Consider the following 15,910-nt stretch of genomic DNA (forward strand, 5'->3'; position numbering starts at 1 on the left):
GGGGCCTCCCAGGCGCGGAGCCCAGCGGGGTCCGGGCCGAATTGCCGGTCGATCAGCCGCGTTTCCCTGGGCGTTCACGATGCCTTGGCCACGGCTACACCCTCCGGTCGGCTGAGGGCCCCTCAGCCGGAACGGAACAGCGCCATCCGGAAATACTACCGCCCGTCATGTGACGAAGGCCACTGAGCGCCAGTCTCCGGCGAGTTGACCCCTGCCGTCCCGTAAGCCGCCTTCACCCTCTTGCGTCCCTGGCTACTTTGCGAGTCGATCACCGCTCCTTCACAGACGTCCACGGACGCTCTGCACACACACGGGGGTACCACTGTGAGACCTGCCCAAGCCCCACCCTCTCCGGAGGAGAGAGGGCGAACCTGGCGCATGGAGAGCAGATCACTGCGCTGGACGGCGGGCGCGCTCGCCGTGCTGATGTCCGTCACCCTGCTGGAGGGCACGGCCGCGGCCGCCCCGGACGACGGCGCCGGACAAGCGGCGCCGAAGGCCGCGGCCGCGGTGACGACCGCGGCCGACATACCCTCGGCGAAGGCGGCCGCGCGCCTTGCCGGGCGCCGCGTCGAGGCCCTCTCGGAGCGCACCGAGACCTCCACCACCTGGGTGAACAAGGACGGCAGCCTGACCACCGAGCTCACCTCGGGACCCGTCCGCTTCCGGCGCGGCGACGCCTGGGTGGACGTGGACGTGGACCTGCGCGCCACCGACGGCGGCGTCGCGCCGGTCGCCCACCCCAAGGGGCTCCGCCTGGCGGGCCGGACCGGCACGCCCGCGCGGTCCCTCGCCGACGCGCGGCACCGGCAGGCCGTCGACCTGGTGACCCTCGGCGAGGGCGAGCAGCAGATCACCTTGCAGTGGCGCGGCGGCCTGCCGCAGCCGAGGCTCGACGGCACCCGGGCGGAGTACCCCGACGCCGTGCCCGGCGCCGATGTCGTGGTCGAGGCCACGCGCACCGGCTTCGAGCAGTTCGTCGAGATCAACGAGCGGCCCGCGGACGGCGCCTACACCTACACGCTGCCGCTGAAGGCCAAGGGCCTGAAGGTCGAGCAGCTCAAGGACGGCGGCCTGCTGTTCACCGACAGGAAGGACAACGGAAAACGGGCTGTCATGCCCGCGCCAATAATGTGGGACTCCACCACCGACCGGCGCTCCGGTGAGCACACCCGCACCGCCCCGGTCGGGATGAAGGTGGTGCGCAAGGGCTCGGCGGTGGACCTCGTCATCACCCCAGACCCGGAGTTCCTGGCGGACCCGGCCACCAGGTACCCGGTGACCGTCGACCCCTCGACCTCGTCGCTGAGCAGCGTCTTCGACACCTACGTCCAGCAGGGCGAGAGCACCGACAAGTCCACCGAGACGGAACTGGACCTCGGCCACCCCGGGACCACCAACCCCGACGGGACCCGGCGCACCGCCCGCTCGTTCATCTCCTGGAACACCACCCCGATCCGCGACGCGCTGGTGCTGAACGCCAGGCTCAGCCTGTGGAACTTCCACTCCGGGAACTCCGCGGACTGCAAGGCGTACCCGTGGGAGGTGTGGTCCACCGGCGCCGCGTCCACGTCCTCGCGCTGGCCGGACGCCCAGCAGCCGTCCTGGATCGCGAAGAAGGCCACGTCCACCGAGACCAGGGGCAACTCCGCCTGCACCGCCGACGGGTGGATCAACGCCGACGTCACCACGCTCGCCCAGGAGTGGGCCGGCGCCAAGGTCACTCGCGGGCACATGGGGCTGCGCGCCTCCAGCGAGACCACGGTGGCGCAGTGGAAGCGGGTGAACTCCGCCGACGCCGCGGCCAACCCGCCGAAGCTGACCGTCACCTACAACTTCCGCCCGAAGACGGGCACCCGCCAGGAGGCCGGCCCGCCGTTCTTCTCCTACAGCGGCGCCTACCTGGTCAACACCACCACCCCGACGCTGCGCGACACCTTCGTCGACGCCGACGGCGACAAGGTCAACGGCACCTTCCAGATCTACGACTCGGCGTCCAACACGCAGGTCGGCGACGTGCTGGTGTCGAAGTACGTACCCAGCGGGCAGGCCGCGTCGGTGACCGTGCCGTCCGGGCTGCTGGCCAACGGCAGGACGTACAGGTTCCGCACCTCGCCGTACGACGGCACCCACTACAACCAGGGCTGGTCGGCGTGGAAGACCTTCACGGTCGACACCTCCGCCCCGTCCGCCCCGGCGAGGATCGCCTCGACGGACTACCCGACGGACAAGTGGGTCAAGGGCGAGGGCCAGCCCGGCACGTTCAGCGTCACCCCGCCGGCCGCCGACCACAACTGGCTCGAATGGTCGCTCGACGGCGTGACCTGGCAGAAGGTGGCCACCGGCGGCTCCACCGCCGCCAAGGCCATCACCGTCACCCCGCCGCGCAACGGCACCCACACCCTCCAGGTGCGCGCCGTGGACAAGGCCGACAACAAGTCGGAGGCGCTGGAGTACGTCTTCCACGCGGGCTCCGGCGGCTTCGTCCAGCCCGCCGAGGGCGAGCGCACCGCGCGGCGGCTGCCGCTGGTGGCGGAGGCCGAGGCGGGCACGTACAACGCCGTGGCGTTCTCCTGGCGCCGCTCCGAGGCGGACGCCTGGACGCGCATCCCGGCCGGTGACGTCACCTCGGGCGGGAACCCGCTCACGGCCTGGCCGGTGCCGCTGGCGGACGGCAGGAACGCGCCGCTGGTGTGGAACACCACCAGCACCGTGGACCCCGACGGCAGCGTGCAGGTGAAGGCCGACTTCACCGGCCCCGGCGGCGCCGCGAGCAGCACCGCCCCGCTGACGGTGGTGGTGGACAGGACCGCCGACGGCGCCGCGTCCACCGAGGTCGGGCCGGGCTCGCTGAACCTGCTCACCGGCGACTACACCCTCTCCAGCATCGACGCCTCCTTCTTCGGCATGACGGTCACCCGCACCGCCTCCTCCCGCACCCCCGACCAGGGCGCCAGGCAGGAGGGCCAGGCCGCGATCTTCGGCCGGGAGTGGGTGGCCGGAACCGTCGCGGAGGACACCGAGTCCGAGTACAGCCACATCCGCCAGGTCTCCGCCACCGCCGTGGACGTGGTGCTGGAGGAGGGCGACGCCGTCCACTTCACCGCCGACGCGGGCAGGACCGGCTGGATCCCCGAGCCCGGCTCCGAGGACCTCACCCTGAAGGGCTCCGTCACCGGCTCGTTCACCCTGTCCGACACCGAGGGCACGGTGACCACGTTCGCCAGGCCCGACCCCGCCGCCACCACCTGGCAGGTGACCAGCACCCTCTACGACGGCCTGGCGAACACCACCACCAAGGTGATCTCCGAGGCCGTGACCGTGGACGGGAAGAAGCTGGCCCGCCCCAAGCGGATCATCGCCCCCACCTCGGCCGCGACCGCCGCCGCCTGCGAGACCTCCCCGGCGACGAAGGGCTGCCGGGTGCTGGAGTTCGTCTACGCGACGGCCACCACGGCCACCGGCGTCACCACCGACGCCGAGTTCGGCGACTTCGCCGGGCAGGTGAAGGAGATCCGGCTGTGGGCCACCGCGCCGGGCGCCACCACCGCGACCGCGACGGCCGTGGCCGGGTACCGGTACGACAACCGGGGCCGGCTGCGCCAGTCCTGGGACCCGCGCGTCGGCCGCCAGGCCCAGACCCAGTACTCCTACGACGGCAGCCGGCTGTTCCGGCTGTACCCGGCGGGCGAGCTGCCGTACACGTTCACCTACGGCAACGCGGGCAGCGGCGGCGCCCCGGGCGACGGCATGCTGCTGAAGGTGTCCCGCCCCGCGCTGAAGCAGGGCACCGTGGACACCGTCGAGGGCGAGGCCGTCACCAGCGTCGTCTACGGCGTGCCGCTGACCGGGGCGAGGGCGCCGCACGCGATGGGCGCCTCCGACGTGGCCGCCTGGGGCCAGCTCGACGTCCCGACCGACGCCACCGCCGTCCTCCCCGCGGACTCCGTCCCGGTGTCCGGCTCCGGCGCCGACCTGACCGCGGCCGACTACCGCCGCGCCACCGTGCACTACCTGAACGCCTCCGGGCGCGAGGTGAACACCGCGGAGCCCGGCGGCCACATCAGCACCACCGAGTACGACCGGTTCGGCAACACCGTCCGCGAGCTCACCCCCGCCAACCGGGCGCTCGCCCTCGGCGCCACCGACGAGCGGCGGGCCGTGCTGACGGACCTGGGCATCGTCTCCCGCCCGTCCGCGGAGCGCGCCCACCTGCTGTCCACCACCTCCCTGTACGACGCCACCGGCACCCGGGAGCTGGAGGAGTTCGGGCCGATCCGCCGCGTGGACCTCACCGAGGACCTCAAGGACGGCACCACCACCCTGGTCGCGGCCGGGACGTCCGTGCCGGCGCGGGCGTGGACCGTCAAGGAGTACGACGAGGGCCGCCCGACCGACGGCACCGCGGCCGTCAAGGACCAGGTCACCCTGGAGATCACCGGCGCCCGGGTGCGGGACTGGTACGCGGTGATGGGCGAGAAGCGGGTCAGCGAGACCCAGTACGACTGGGCCAAGGGCCTGGCCACGCTCACCATCGAGGACTCCGGCGGGCTGAACCTGACCACGTCCACCGGCTACGACGCCCAGGGGCGCATCGTCTCCCAGTCGCTGCCCGGCAGCACCGGCGACGACGCCGCCACACGGATCACCGAGTACTGGTCGGCGGACGGCACCGGCTGGTGCAAGGGCCGCCCCGAGTGGGCCGACCAGGTGTGCTGGACCGGCCCGGCGGGCGACATCACCGGCGGCGGGTCCAACCCGGCCCAGCTTCCGGACAGCACCACCGAGTACGGCCTGTACGGCCAGGCCACCGTGATCACCGACACCGCGGGCGGGCACACCCGCACCACCACCACGTCCCACGACGACGCGGGGCGGCCCGTGACCACCACCGTCACCGGGGGCCTGGGCAAGGCGGTGCCGCAGACCACCACCGAGTACGACCCGGTGACCGGCCAGGTCACGAGGACCACCTCACCGACCGCGGGCACGATCACCAAGGCGTACGACAAGCTCGGCCGACTGGTGTCGTACACCGACGCCGACGGTGGGCGGACCACCACCGAGTACGACCTGCTCGACCGGCCGGTGAAGGCGAGCGACACCGCTCCGTCCACGGTGACGTTCACCTACGACCACGCCGCGGAGCCGCGCGGCCTGGCCACGCGGACCACCGACTCCGTCGCCGGGGCGTTCTCGGCCACCTATGACGCCGACGGCTCCGTCGCCACCGAGCGGCTCCCCGGCGGCTACACCCTCACCGTCACCGAGGACACCACCGGCGCCACGCTCTCCCGGGTCTACACCCGCGACAGCGACGGCACCACCGTCTACGCCGACACCGTCAGCGAGTCCGTGCACGGCCAGGTCACCAGCCACCAGGGCTGGTCGGCCCAGCGCCACCACTACGACCGGGCCGGCCGCCTGAGCGCCGTGGAGGACACCGTCGGCGAGGTCTGCACCCGGCGCGCCTACGGCTTCGACAAGCGCACCAACCGCACCACCCTCACCACGGCCACCGGCGAACCCGGCGGCGCCTGCCCCGCCACCGGAGGCACCACGACCACGCACACCTACGACAGCGCCGACCGGCTCGTGGACTCCGGCTACGGCTACGACGCCTTCGGCCGCACCACGGCCCTGCCGGGCAGCACCCTCGCCTACTACGCCAACGACCTGGTGCACCAGCAGACCGCGGGCGGCAAGCGGCAGACCTGGCAGCTCGACGCCGCCATGCGGCAGCGCTCGTGGACCGTGGAGAGCGGCGGCGGGAGCACCTGGACCGTCACCGCGTCCAAGCTCAACCACTACGACGGCGACGGCGACAACCCGCGCTGGATCGTGGAGGACACCGCCACCGGGGCGCTGACCCGCAACGTGGACTCCGCCTCCGGCGATCTGGCCGCCGTCACCGGGAAGACGGGCGACACCGTCCTCCAGCTCACCACCGTCCACGGAGACGTCGCCCTCCAGCTCCCGCTGGACGCGGGCCGCGCCCCCACCGCCCTGGACAGCGACGAGTACGGCAACCCGCGCCCCGGGCAGGCGGCGGTCCGCTACAACTGGCTCGGCGGCAAGCAGCGGTCGAGCGAGACCCTGACCGGCCTGATGCTCATGGGCGTGCGCCTGTACAACCCCGGCACCGGCCGGTTCCTGTCCATGGACCCGGTCTACGGCGGCAACCTCAACGCCTACGAGTACGCCCACGCCGACCCGCTCAACCGGTACGACCTCAACGGCAAGTGGAGCTTCCGCAAGTGGGCCAAGCGCAAGTGGCGGTCCGTCAAGCGCAGCCGCTTCGTGCGGTGGCGCGGCTGGCGGACGACCTGGCGGTTCGCGTCCTACGGCGTGGGCTTCGCCGCCGCGGTCGGCTGCGGCGTGTCCATCGTGTGCGCGGTGGGCGCGGGCGCGGCGGTCGGCGCCATGACGTACTGGGCCGGCGGCGGCCGCATGAGCTGGCGCGGAACGGCCAGGGCCGCGGGCTGGGGGGCGCTGGGCGGCTACCTCACGCGGACCCTGCCGAACGCCTACAAGGTCGGCAGGGCCGGCAAGTGGTCCAACAAGAGGTACCGGAGGGTGCGGGTGTACAGCGGCTGGCGCTTCTGGCGGAACCAGCGGCTGTGGCGGCGCATGACGTGACCGCGCACCCCGCGGCCCGCACCGCGAAGCACGACGCCCCGCCGACCCTCTCTGTGGGGACCGGAAATGAGAGGACCGGAATGAGAGGACCGGAATGAGCAGACCCCTCGTCGCCGGCGAGGCGCTCGCGGGCCTCGGCCTGCTCGCCTCCACCGCCGCGGGCACCCTGGGCACCGTGGCGGCCACCATGGCGGTGCTCGCCGGCACCGGCCTCCTGGCGGACGCGTTCCGGCGGGTCCGCGGCCGGGGCTGAGCTGCCCTCCCCCGCCCCCGTGGGACACCGGTCCCGCGGGGGCGGGGCGCCTGCCGGGTGTGTCCGGCTCAGCCGACGCCCGCCGTGCCGTTCGGCACGTACCCGAGGTCCACCGGGGCCGCCGGCGGGCCGTCCCGGCGCACCCCGGCGAGCAGTTCCGGCAGTTGCGGCGGCCACAGCGGCTCGGTGCCGGCGGACAGCTCGTCCGGCGGCCACCAGCGCCAGCGGAGGATGCCGTCCGCCGCATGGGCGGCGGTGAGGTCACCGGCGGGGTCCCGGCGGGGGCCGTGCGCGAGGAAGATGTGCTCGTGCTGCCGCACGGGGACGCCGGCCCTGGTGAAGTCGTGCTCCCACAGGCACAGCACGGCGCCGTCGAGCTCGATGTCGGTCCACCCGGTCTCCTCGCGCAACTCGCGCTCGGCCGCCTGCCGCGGCGTCTCGCCCGGGTCCATGCCACCGCCCGGCATGGCCCAGTGGACGCCGACCTCCTCGTTGTCGTACCGGAGCAGGAAGACCGACCCGGCCGGGTCCAGCACGGCGACTCTGGCCGCCTGTCTCGGGATGCGCATCGGCTCACCCTGGCAGAGCGGGAACACCGTTGTCGATCAAGAAACGGCGCGGGCGTCCGGGCACCGGGGGTGTCGGCCGTCGGGGCATCCGTCCGGCGAGGGTCGCGCCGCGGGGCCCGCGGCCCGGGCGCGGGCCCCGCGCGTATGCTGCCGGGCATGGTGACGCTGGAGCGGCTCGGGGCCGGGCACGCGGAGGCCTTGCTGGCGTTCGAGCGGGAGAACCGGGAGTACTTCGCGCGGTCCGTACCGGATCGCGGGGACGGGTACTTCGCCGGGTTCGCCGCCCGCCACCGCGCGCTCCTCGCCGAGCAGGACGCCGGCCTGTGCCACTTCCATGTCGTCGTGGACGACCGGGGGAACCTGATCGGCCGGGTCAACCTCGTGGACGTCGAGGGCGGGACCGCCGAGCTCGGCTACCGGATCGGCGAGCGCGCCGCGGGCCGGGGCGTCGCCACGGCCGCGGTCCGGGAGGTGTGCCGTCTGGCCGCCGCGGTGTACCGGCTGTCCGCGCTGACCGCGGTCACCACCCTCGACAACGCGGCGTCCATGACGGTGCTCGCCCGCAACGGATTCACCGCCGTGGAGGACATCGTCGTCGACCGACGCCCCGGTGTGCGGTACGAGCGGGGACTCGCCGCCGGGCGGTGAGCCCCCGCGCGGGGCGCGGGCGCCTACCGGGCGGTGAGGATCGCGGCGATCTCGGCCACCTGCTCGGGGCGCAGCGGGCCGTGGGCCATCGCCCCGGCGTTCTCCTCGGCCTGGGCGACGGTGCGGAAGCCGGGGATCGGGACGGTGTGCGGGCTGCGCGCCCACAGCCAGGCGAGGGCACCCTGGGCCAGGGTGCGGCCGCCGCTGGTGAGCACCTCGCGCACGGACTCGATGCGGGCGACCCAGTCGCGGTCGGCCCCCTCCTCGGTGAAGTAGGGCATCCACTCCGGGGGCGTGGCGCGGATGTCGCCCTGGCCGGGGCGGACCGAGTTCTGGTACTTCCCCGTCAGCAGGCCCATGGCCAGCGGGCCGCGGTTGATGCCGGCCAGGTCCAGCTCGTCGCACAGCGCGAGGAGCTCCGGGGCGTCCTCCATGACGTTGCACTGGAACTGCACCGCCGCGCAGTGCGGGCCCTTCGCGAACAGCCGGGCGCGGTCGGGGTCGTCCGTGGACCAGGCGTAGGCGCGGATGAGCCCCTCGCGGACGAGGTCCTCGCAGACCTCGCGCAGTTGCTCGGCGGCCTCGGGGGCGGCGTCGTTGATGTGCAACTGGTACAGGTCGACGTGGTCGGTGCCGAGGCGGCCGAGCGAGGCGGTGAGGGCGGTGCGCACGTACTCCGGGGAGGTGTCGGCCCCGGTGAGGGTGCCGCTCGCCTCGTCGTAGGTGTTGCCCCACTTCGTGGCGATGACGACCTCGTCGCGGCGCCCCGCGACGGCCCGGCCCAGCACCCGCTCGCTGTGCCCGGTGCCGTACACGTCGGCGGTGTCGAAGAAGGTCACGCCGAGCTCCATGGCCCGCCGGATCGCCCGCACCGACTCCTCGTCGTCGACCTTCCCCCAGCCCAGCGGGTTGCCCTGGGCGTCCTGCCACTCGCCGCCGATCGCCCAGCACCCGAACCCGAGGGCGCTCACCTCGATGCCGCTGCGGCCCAACACGCGCTTCATCATCGTTCGCTCCAGCTTCCGTAGATCTCGCCGCGACCTTAGGAATTGGAGTGCGCTCCAAGTCAACCCCGGGCCTGTCGTCGGATTCCCGTCGTCGCCCGGAGGGCGGCCCCACGGCGACAGGCCCCGGGGCCCGCGGGAGGTCGCCGCGGGCCGGGCGGCCGGGGGCGGCGGGCCGCCCGGGGCGGTCACTGCCTGTTCGCCTCCACCTCCAGGGTGATGGTGATGGCGTCGCCGATCACCGCGCCGGCCGGTCCGGCGGTGACGCCGAAGTCGGAGCGGCTGACGGTGGTGGTGGCGCTGGCGCCCAGGGCGGGCTTGCCGTCGAAGCCGGTGCCGATGCCGTTGACCTCCAGAGCGAGGGTGACGGGGCGGGTGACGCCGCGGATGGTCAGGTCGCCGTCGACGAGGAAGCCGTCCTGGGCCGGCCGCACTGCGGCGGAGGTGAAGGTCATCTCGGGGAACGCCTCGGTGTGCAGGAAGTCCTCGGCCCGGATGTGGGCGTCGCGCTGGCCGTTGCCGGTGGAGACGGAGGCGGTGCGGATGGTGGCGGTGACCGTGGAGCGCAGGGGGTCCTCGGCGGTGGTGATGCGTCCTTCGAAGTCGTCGAACCGGCCGCGGACCTTGGCGATGCCCAGGTGCTTGACGGTGAAGGCGACCTCGGAGTGGGTGGCGTCGATGATCCAGGTACCGGCGGTGTACCCGGGCGGGACGGGGGTGGTGGAGGCGGGGAGGGTGGTGGCCATGGCGACGGTCCCTTTCAAGAATGTTATTGAGAGCTCATTTCCTGAGCGCTCAATAAAGTTACCACGTCACTGTTGAGCTCTCAAGCACCTGTACGCTGACCCCCATGACCTCCCGCCCCGACCACCCGGACGACCGCGCCGGGACCCGCTGGCTGACCGACCGCGAACAGCGCCTCTGGCGCACCTTCATGTCCGCCACGCTGGAGTTGCAGAACCGCCTCGACCAGCAGCTCAGGGCCGCCACGGGCATGCCCGTGGCGTACTACGAGATCCTGGTGATCCTCTCCGAGAGCCCCGGCCGCGAGCTGCGGATGAGCCGGCTGGCGGAGTACACCAACTCCTCCGCCAGCCGCCTGTCCCACGCCATGAACGCGATGGAGAAGGCCGGGTGGGTCACCCGCTGCTCGGTCGAGGGCGACCGGCGCGGCACGCTCGCGCGGCTCACCGACGCGGGGTGGGCCGCGCTGGAGGAGGCCGCCCCCGGCCATGTCGCCGAGGTGCGCGCGGTCCTCTTCGACGCGCTCACGCCCCGGCAGCTCGACGCCCTGGAGGAGATCAGCCGGGCGCTGAAGGACAGCCTGGAGCGCCGCGTCTCCCGCTGAGGAGCGCGCGGCAGCAGCTCAGCCGGCCGGGGCCGCGGCGATCGCGGCGGCGATCCGGTCGACGTCGCCGCGTTCCGCGGCGGGCAGGGGCGCGCCGAGCCGTTCGCGGGTGGCGGCTGCCGCGGCGAGCAGCCGGGCCGCGCCCCGGCGCCGCCCGGCCAGGGCCCGCGCGCCCGCCAGCCCCTCCAGGGCCAGGGCCAGGGCGCGGGGGTCGCCGGTGCGGCGGGCGGCGGCCAGGCCCTGGCGGTGCAGGGCGAGCGCGGTGGGCGCGTCACCGCGCAGTTCGGCGATGAAGCCCAGTTCGGCCAGGATCAGCGCGGTCCCGTGCTCGCTGTCCAGGCGGCGGTTCCACTCCAGCCAGCCGGTCAGGTGCGCCTCGGCCTCGTCGAGCCGGCCCTGCCTCCTGGCCAGCAGGCCGAGCCCGACCTCGGCGATCTCCCGGCCCGGACGGTCGCCGTGGCGCACCGCGAGGGCGCGGGCCCGCTCGTGGCGCAGTCGCGCCTGCTCGTGGTCGCCCGCCAGCAGGGCGATCCTGCCCAGTTCGACCAGGCGGCGGACGGCCTCCGCCCACAGCCCGAGCTCCTCGCTCAGCCGCAGCCCCGCGCGGTGGTGCCGGGTGGCCCGCGGGTAGTCCCCGGCGATCTCCGCGAGGGTGCCGAGCACGGCCGACGCCTGCACCTGGCCCCACCCGTCGCCCAGCTCCCGGAAGACGCGCAGCGCCTCCTCGCTGTCGGCCCGGGCCGCGGCCAGGTCGCCGCGCACATGGCGGAGCACGCCCCGGGTGCCGAGCGCCGCGGCGGTGACCCAGCGGTCGGTGAGCTCCCGCGCCCCCGTCAGCGCGCGGCCGATGAGCCGGTCGGCGTCGGCGGGATCGCCGATGCGGCAGGCGGCGAAGCCGAGGAACCACAGGGCCCGCACCCGCTCCCCCGGGTCGTCGATCGCGTCCGCGACCGCGTCGAACCGCGCGCCGGACTCCCGCTCCCCGGCCAGCATGGTGAAGGCGGCGAGCCACGCCTCGGCGGCGGCGCGCGCGGCCGGCCGCGCGGCGGGCGCCGCCGGGAGGGCGAGGGCGGCGGTCAGGGAGCGGACGGCCTCACCGGTCCGGCCGCGCAGGAACCAGTACCAGGACAGCGCGTCCGCGAGCCGCAGCGCCTCGCCCGGCGCCGTGTGCCGCAGGCCCAGGTCCAGGGCCTCGCGGAAATTGGCCGCTTCGGCGTCCAGCCGGCACAGCAGGCGGCGCTGGTCCGCGCTCCGCAGCCCGTGCCGGGAGGACTCGGCGAGCTCCGTGTAGTACCGGCCGTGGGCGAGCCGCACGGCCGCGGTCTCGCCGGCCTCGTCGAGCTTGTGGAGGCAGTACGCGGCCACCGATTCCAGCAGGCGGTACCGCGGGCCGTCCTCGCCGTGGGCGACGGCGACCAGGGAGCGGTCCACCAGCCGGGCAAGCAGGCCGGCGACCTCCGCGGGCTTCACCCCGCCCCCGGGGCACACCGCCTCCGCGGCCTCCAGGGTGCAGCCCCCGGCGTGCACGGCCAGCCTGCGGAGCACGATCCGCTCGGCCGCCGTCAGCAGCTCCCAGCTCCAGTCGATCATCGCGCGCAGGGTCTGCTGGCGGGGCGGCGCGCCGCGGCGTCCCGCGGTGAGCAGGTGGAACCGGTCGTCCAGCCGCCGCGCCAGTTGCCCGGCGCCCAGTGCCCGGATGCGGGTGGCCGCCAGTTCCAGGGCCAGGGGGATGCCGTCCAGGCGCCGGCAGATGGAGGTGACGGCCGGGAGGTTGTCGCCGGTCAGGGCGAAGCCGGGGGACGCGTCGGCGGCCCTGGCCGCGAAGAGCCGGACGGCGTCGGCCTCGGCCAGGGGTTCCACCGTCCGCAGCTTCTCGCCCGCGATGCCCAGCGGCTCCCGGCTGGTCGCCAGCACGGCGACGCCGGGGGCCGTCCGCAGCAGCGTCTCGGCGAGCCGGGCGGCGGGTTCGAGGACGTGCTCGCAGTTGTCCAGGACCAGCAGGAGCCGCTTGTCGCGCAGGGCGTCCACCAGCCGCTCGGTGGCGCCCGCGCCGGGGGTGCCGGTGTCGTCGCGGATGCCCAGGGCCGCGGAGGCCGCCTCGGCCAGCTCGTCCACCGTGCACCGCGCCCCGGGTTCCTCGGCCCGGCCGCGGGCGGCCAGCTCCACCAGCCAGGACCCGTCGGGCCGGTCCGCGGCGACGCGTCCCGCGGTCTCCAGGGCCAGCCGGGTCTTGCCGACGCCGCCGGGCCCGGTCAGGGTCACCAGTCTGCCGGTGGACAGCAGCTCCGCGGTCCCGGCGACCTCCTCCTCCCGGCCGACCAGCGCGGTGGCGGGCAGGGGGAGGTTCGTCCGCGGGCGGGGGGCCGCCGCGGGCCCGCCGCTCCCCGGCGGGGCGTGGACGGGAACCGCGGCGCCCCGGGTGGGCGGGGGCGGTTCGTGCCGCAGGATCTCCTCGTACAGGGCGACCAGCGCGGGCCCCGGGTCCAGGCCGAGCTCGTCGGCGAGCAGCCGGCGCAGCTCGTGGTAGGACTCCACCGCCTCGCCGGCCCGGCCCGCCCCGTACAGGGCGCGCATGTGGGCCGCGCGCAGCCGCTCGCGCAGCGGGTGGCGTCCCACCGGGCCGGCCAGCTCGGCCGCCACCGCGCTGTGCTCCCCCAGTTCCAGGCGGGCCTCCGCGTGCTCCTCGAGCGCGTCCAGCCACTGCTCGTCGAGGCGGGCGACGGCTTCCCGGACGAACGGCTCGTCGCGGAAGTCGGCGAACGCCGGCCCCCGCCACAGGCCCAGCGCCTCGGCGAGCAGCGCGGCCCGGGGGCGCGGCTCCCGGGTGGACCCGGCCCGGGCGGTCAGGGCCGCGAACCGGGCCGCGTCCACCGCCTCCTCGCCCTGCGGGCGCAGCACATAGCCGGGCGCCCGGTACGCCACCAGGTCCCGGCCGCCGCCGCCCGCCGCCAGCGCGCGGCGCAGCCGGGAGACACGGGTCTGCACCGCGCCCACCGGGTCGGCGGGCGGACGGCCGCCCCACAGGTCCTCCAGCAGGGTGTCCGCGGGCACCACGCGTCCCGGTTCGGCGAGGAGCGCGGCCAGCAGGGCCCGCACCTTCCGCTCCGGCACCGGCACCGGCTCGCCGTCGTCCGTCCACACGGTGAGCGGCCCCAGCACTCCGAAACGCATGGGGGCGAGCCTAACCCGGCACACGGCCCGCGGGCGGACCGGCGGAACCCCGCGGGAGACCGCTCCGGAGGCCTTCAGCGGACCGTCAGCGGACCGGCAGAGGACCTCCAGGGCCCGCGTCCATCGTGGTTCCCGTCCACCGGGAACCACACGGAGAGCGAGGCACGGATCATGAACGCGTACACGGGCAGGAAGGCCGTCATCACCGGCGGCACGCACGGCATGGGGCTGGCGATCGCGGAGGCGCTGCTCGACGGGGGCGCCGAGGTCGTCCTCACCGGGCGCAACGAGAGGACCCTGGAGGAGGCGAGGACGAAGCTGGCGTCCCGGCCGGTGCACGTGGTGCGCTCCGACGCCGCCAGCCTGGCCGACATCGACGCGCTGGGCGCGCTCGTCGAGGAGCGGCTGGGCCGCGTCGACGCCCTGTTCGTCAACCACGGGACGGCGGAGTTCCAGACGCTGGAGGAGGCCACCGAGGAGTCCTTCGACCGGCAGTTCACCGTCAACACCAAGGGGGCGTTCTTCACGGTGAAGCGGCTCGCCCCGCTGCTCCGGGACGGGGGCGCACTGGTGTTCACCACCGTCGCCAACGACGTCATCTTCCCCGGGCTGAGCGCCTACTCGGGGTCCAAGGAGGCGCTGCGGGCCATCGCCCAGGTGCTCGCCGCGGAGCTGCTGCCCCGGGGCATCCGGGTGAACGCGCTGGCGCCCGGCTTCATCGAGACCCCGACCATGGGGGTGGTGGGCCTGACCGAGGAGCAGCGGGCCGCCTTCCTGAAGCAGGGCGAGACGAGCACTCCGCTGCGGCGCAACGGCACCGTCGAGGAGGTCGCCAGGGCCGCCCTGTTCCTGGCCTTCGACGCGACGTTCACCACCGGCATCGAACTGCCCGTCGACGGCGGCTGGGGGCAGGGCCTGGTCGCGGCCGCCCATGAGGAGGCGCCGGCGGAGCCCACGGCCTGAGGCGGCCGGCGCGGGGCGGGGGCGGGGCGTCGTCGAGGGCCGGGGAGCGCCGAGGGTCCGGGAGCCGCACGGTCCCGGACCCTCGGCCGTGCCGCACGGCGGTCGCTCCGGGGCCGCGCGGGCCCGGCGCCCCCGGCTCCGTCCCGCGCTCATGCCGGAAGCGCATGGACCATGCCACTTCGGGCTTGGACCTGAGGGTCGGTCACCTGGTTGCGTGGCCGCCGTCGAGTCCCCTCACGTTCGGAGTGACGATGACCCGAGCTCGTTCCTTTTCCCGTCGTTCCCTTCTGGCCGCCGGTGTCACGGTGTCCGCGGCGGGCCTGCTCACCTCGGCCCGGCCCGCTACCGCCTCCGCGCCCGCCCCCGCCGCCGACGCCTCACGGGCCGTCGAGCGCGAGCTGCTCGACCTGGAGCAGCGGTACCGGGCCAGGCTCGGGGTGTACGCCGTCAACACCCGCACCGGGCGGACCGTGGCCCACCGCGCCGACGAGCGGTTCGCCTTCTGCTCCACCTTCAAGGGGATCGCGGTCGCCGCCGTGCTGCGCGACCACGCGCGGTGCGCGCCGCTCGACCGGGTGGTCCACTACCCGCCGGCCGACGTGCTGCGGAACTCCCCCATCACCGCCAAGCACGTGGACAGCGGCATGACGGTGGGCGAGCTGGCCGCCGCCGCGATCCAGTACAGCGACGCCGCGGCCGCCAACCTGCTGCTGCGCCAGATCGGCGGCCCCGCGGGCCTGACCGAGTTCTGCCGCTCGATCGGCGACACGACCACCCGCTCCGACCGGTGGGAGCCCGAGCTCACCACCGCCGTCCCGGGCGACCCGAGGGACACCACGACACCGCGGGCCCTCGGCCGCACCTACCAGCGCCTCACCCTGGGCCGCGCGCTCTCCCCGCGGGACCGCGCCCGGCTGGTCACCTGGCTGAAGGGGAACACCACCAGCGTCAAGCGGTTCCGGGCCGGGCTCCCGGACACCTGGGTCCTCGGCGACAAGACGGGGACGGGCGACTACGCGACCGCCAACGACGTGGGCGTCGCGTGGACGACCAAGGGGACGCCGCTGCTGCTGACCGTCATGTCGAGCAAGGACACCAAGGACGCCCCCATCGACAACGCCCTGGTCGCGGACGCGGCCCGGGTGCTCGCCGGGGCCCTGGCACCGGGCGAGTAGCCCTCTCCCGGCCCCGCCGCCGACGGTGTGACACGGGCGGCGGCGGGGCTTCGGGGGGCTTGGGGGGGGTGGTTTTCGGTCATGTCGGGGGTGGGCTGCTCGGCGGGGTGGCGCGTGCGGTCGCCGGGTGGGTGAAGGGG

10 protein-coding genes are annotated in these 15,910 nt (G+C 74.7%); 6 read left to right on the forward strand and 4 right to left on the reverse strand.

Translation table 11 applies throughout. The features are described 5' to 3' along the window. Positions 1-426: 426 nt before the first annotated feature. Both ACYVO2_RS13590 and ACYVO2_RS13595 read left to right on the forward strand, forming a co-directional pair. Positions 427-6,639: a DNRLRE domain-containing protein gene (locus ACYVO2_RS13590; RefSeq protein ID WP_461008012.1), complete on the forward strand. Its 6,213-nt coding sequence runs from the start codon at positions 427-429 to the stop codon at positions 6,637-6,639. A 94-nt stretch (positions 6,640-6,733) separates the two neighbouring features. Further along, a complete protein-coding gene (locus tag ACYVO2_RS13595) occupies positions 6,734-6,892 on the forward strand; it encodes a hypothetical protein (protein ID WP_461008001.1) in 159 nt (52 codons plus the stop codon). 68 nt (positions 6,893-6,960) lie between these two features. On the opposite strand, the gene ACYVO2_RS13600 is transcribed toward ACYVO2_RS13595, so the two are convergent. Further along, positions 6,961-7,461, reverse strand: coding sequence for an NUDIX hydrolase (locus ACYVO2_RS13600; RefSeq protein WP_461008002.1), 501 nt, complete (start codon positions 7,459-7,461; stop codon positions 6,961-6,963). Positions 7,462-7,617: 156 nt separating this feature from the next. On the opposite strand from ACYVO2_RS13600, the gene ACYVO2_RS13605 reads away from it, so the two are divergent. Then, on the forward strand, positions 7,618-8,109 hold the full coding sequence (locus ACYVO2_RS13605) for a GNAT family N-acetyltransferase (protein WP_461008003.1): 492 nt from the start codon (positions 7,618-7,620) through the stop codon (positions 8,107-8,109). Positions 8,110-8,132: 23 nt separating this feature from the next. On the opposite strand, the gene ACYVO2_RS13610 is transcribed toward ACYVO2_RS13605, so the two are convergent. Beyond that, positions 8,133-9,116, reverse strand: coding sequence for an aldo/keto reductase (locus tag ACYVO2_RS13610; RefSeq protein ID WP_461008004.1), 984 nt, complete (start codon positions 9,114-9,116; stop codon positions 8,133-8,135). 185 nt (positions 9,117-9,301) lie between these two features. Then, a complete protein-coding gene (locus ACYVO2_RS13615) occupies positions 9,302-9,859 on the reverse strand; it encodes a YceI family protein (protein ID WP_461008005.1) in 558 nt (185 codons plus the stop codon). A 104-nt stretch (positions 9,860-9,963) separates the two neighbouring features. Here ACYVO2_RS13615 and ACYVO2_RS13620 point away from each other — a divergent pair, with 104 nt between their 5' ends. Beyond that, entirely contained in the window at positions 9,964-10,461 is a 498-nt protein-coding gene (locus ACYVO2_RS13620; RefSeq protein ID WP_461008006.1) for a MarR family winged helix-turn-helix transcriptional regulator, read from the forward strand. An 18-nt stretch (positions 10,462-10,479) separates the two neighbouring features. On the opposite strand, the gene ACYVO2_RS13625 is transcribed toward ACYVO2_RS13620, so the two are convergent. Further along, a complete protein-coding gene (locus ACYVO2_RS13625) occupies positions 10,480-13,632 on the reverse strand; it encodes an AfsR/SARP family transcriptional regulator (protein ID WP_461008007.1) in 3,153 nt (1,050 codons plus the stop codon). A 171-nt stretch (positions 13,633-13,803) separates the two neighbouring features. Between ACYVO2_RS13625 and ACYVO2_RS13630 the strand changes: the two genes are divergently transcribed. Both ACYVO2_RS13630 and bla read left to right on the forward strand, forming a co-directional pair. Continuing rightward, positions 13,804-14,595: an SDR family oxidoreductase gene (locus ACYVO2_RS13630; protein ID WP_461008008.1), complete on the forward strand. Its 792-nt coding sequence runs from the start codon at positions 13,804-13,806 to the stop codon at positions 14,593-14,595. A 251-nt stretch (positions 14,596-14,846) separates the two neighbouring features. Continuing rightward, positions 14,847-15,770, forward strand: coding sequence for a class A beta-lactamase (gene bla, locus ACYVO2_RS13635; RefSeq protein WP_461008009.1), 924 nt, complete (start codon positions 14,847-14,849; stop codon positions 15,768-15,770). Positions 15,771-15,910 lie beyond the last annotated feature (140 nt).

It is taken from the genome of Streptomyces capparidis, assembly GCF_054782095.1.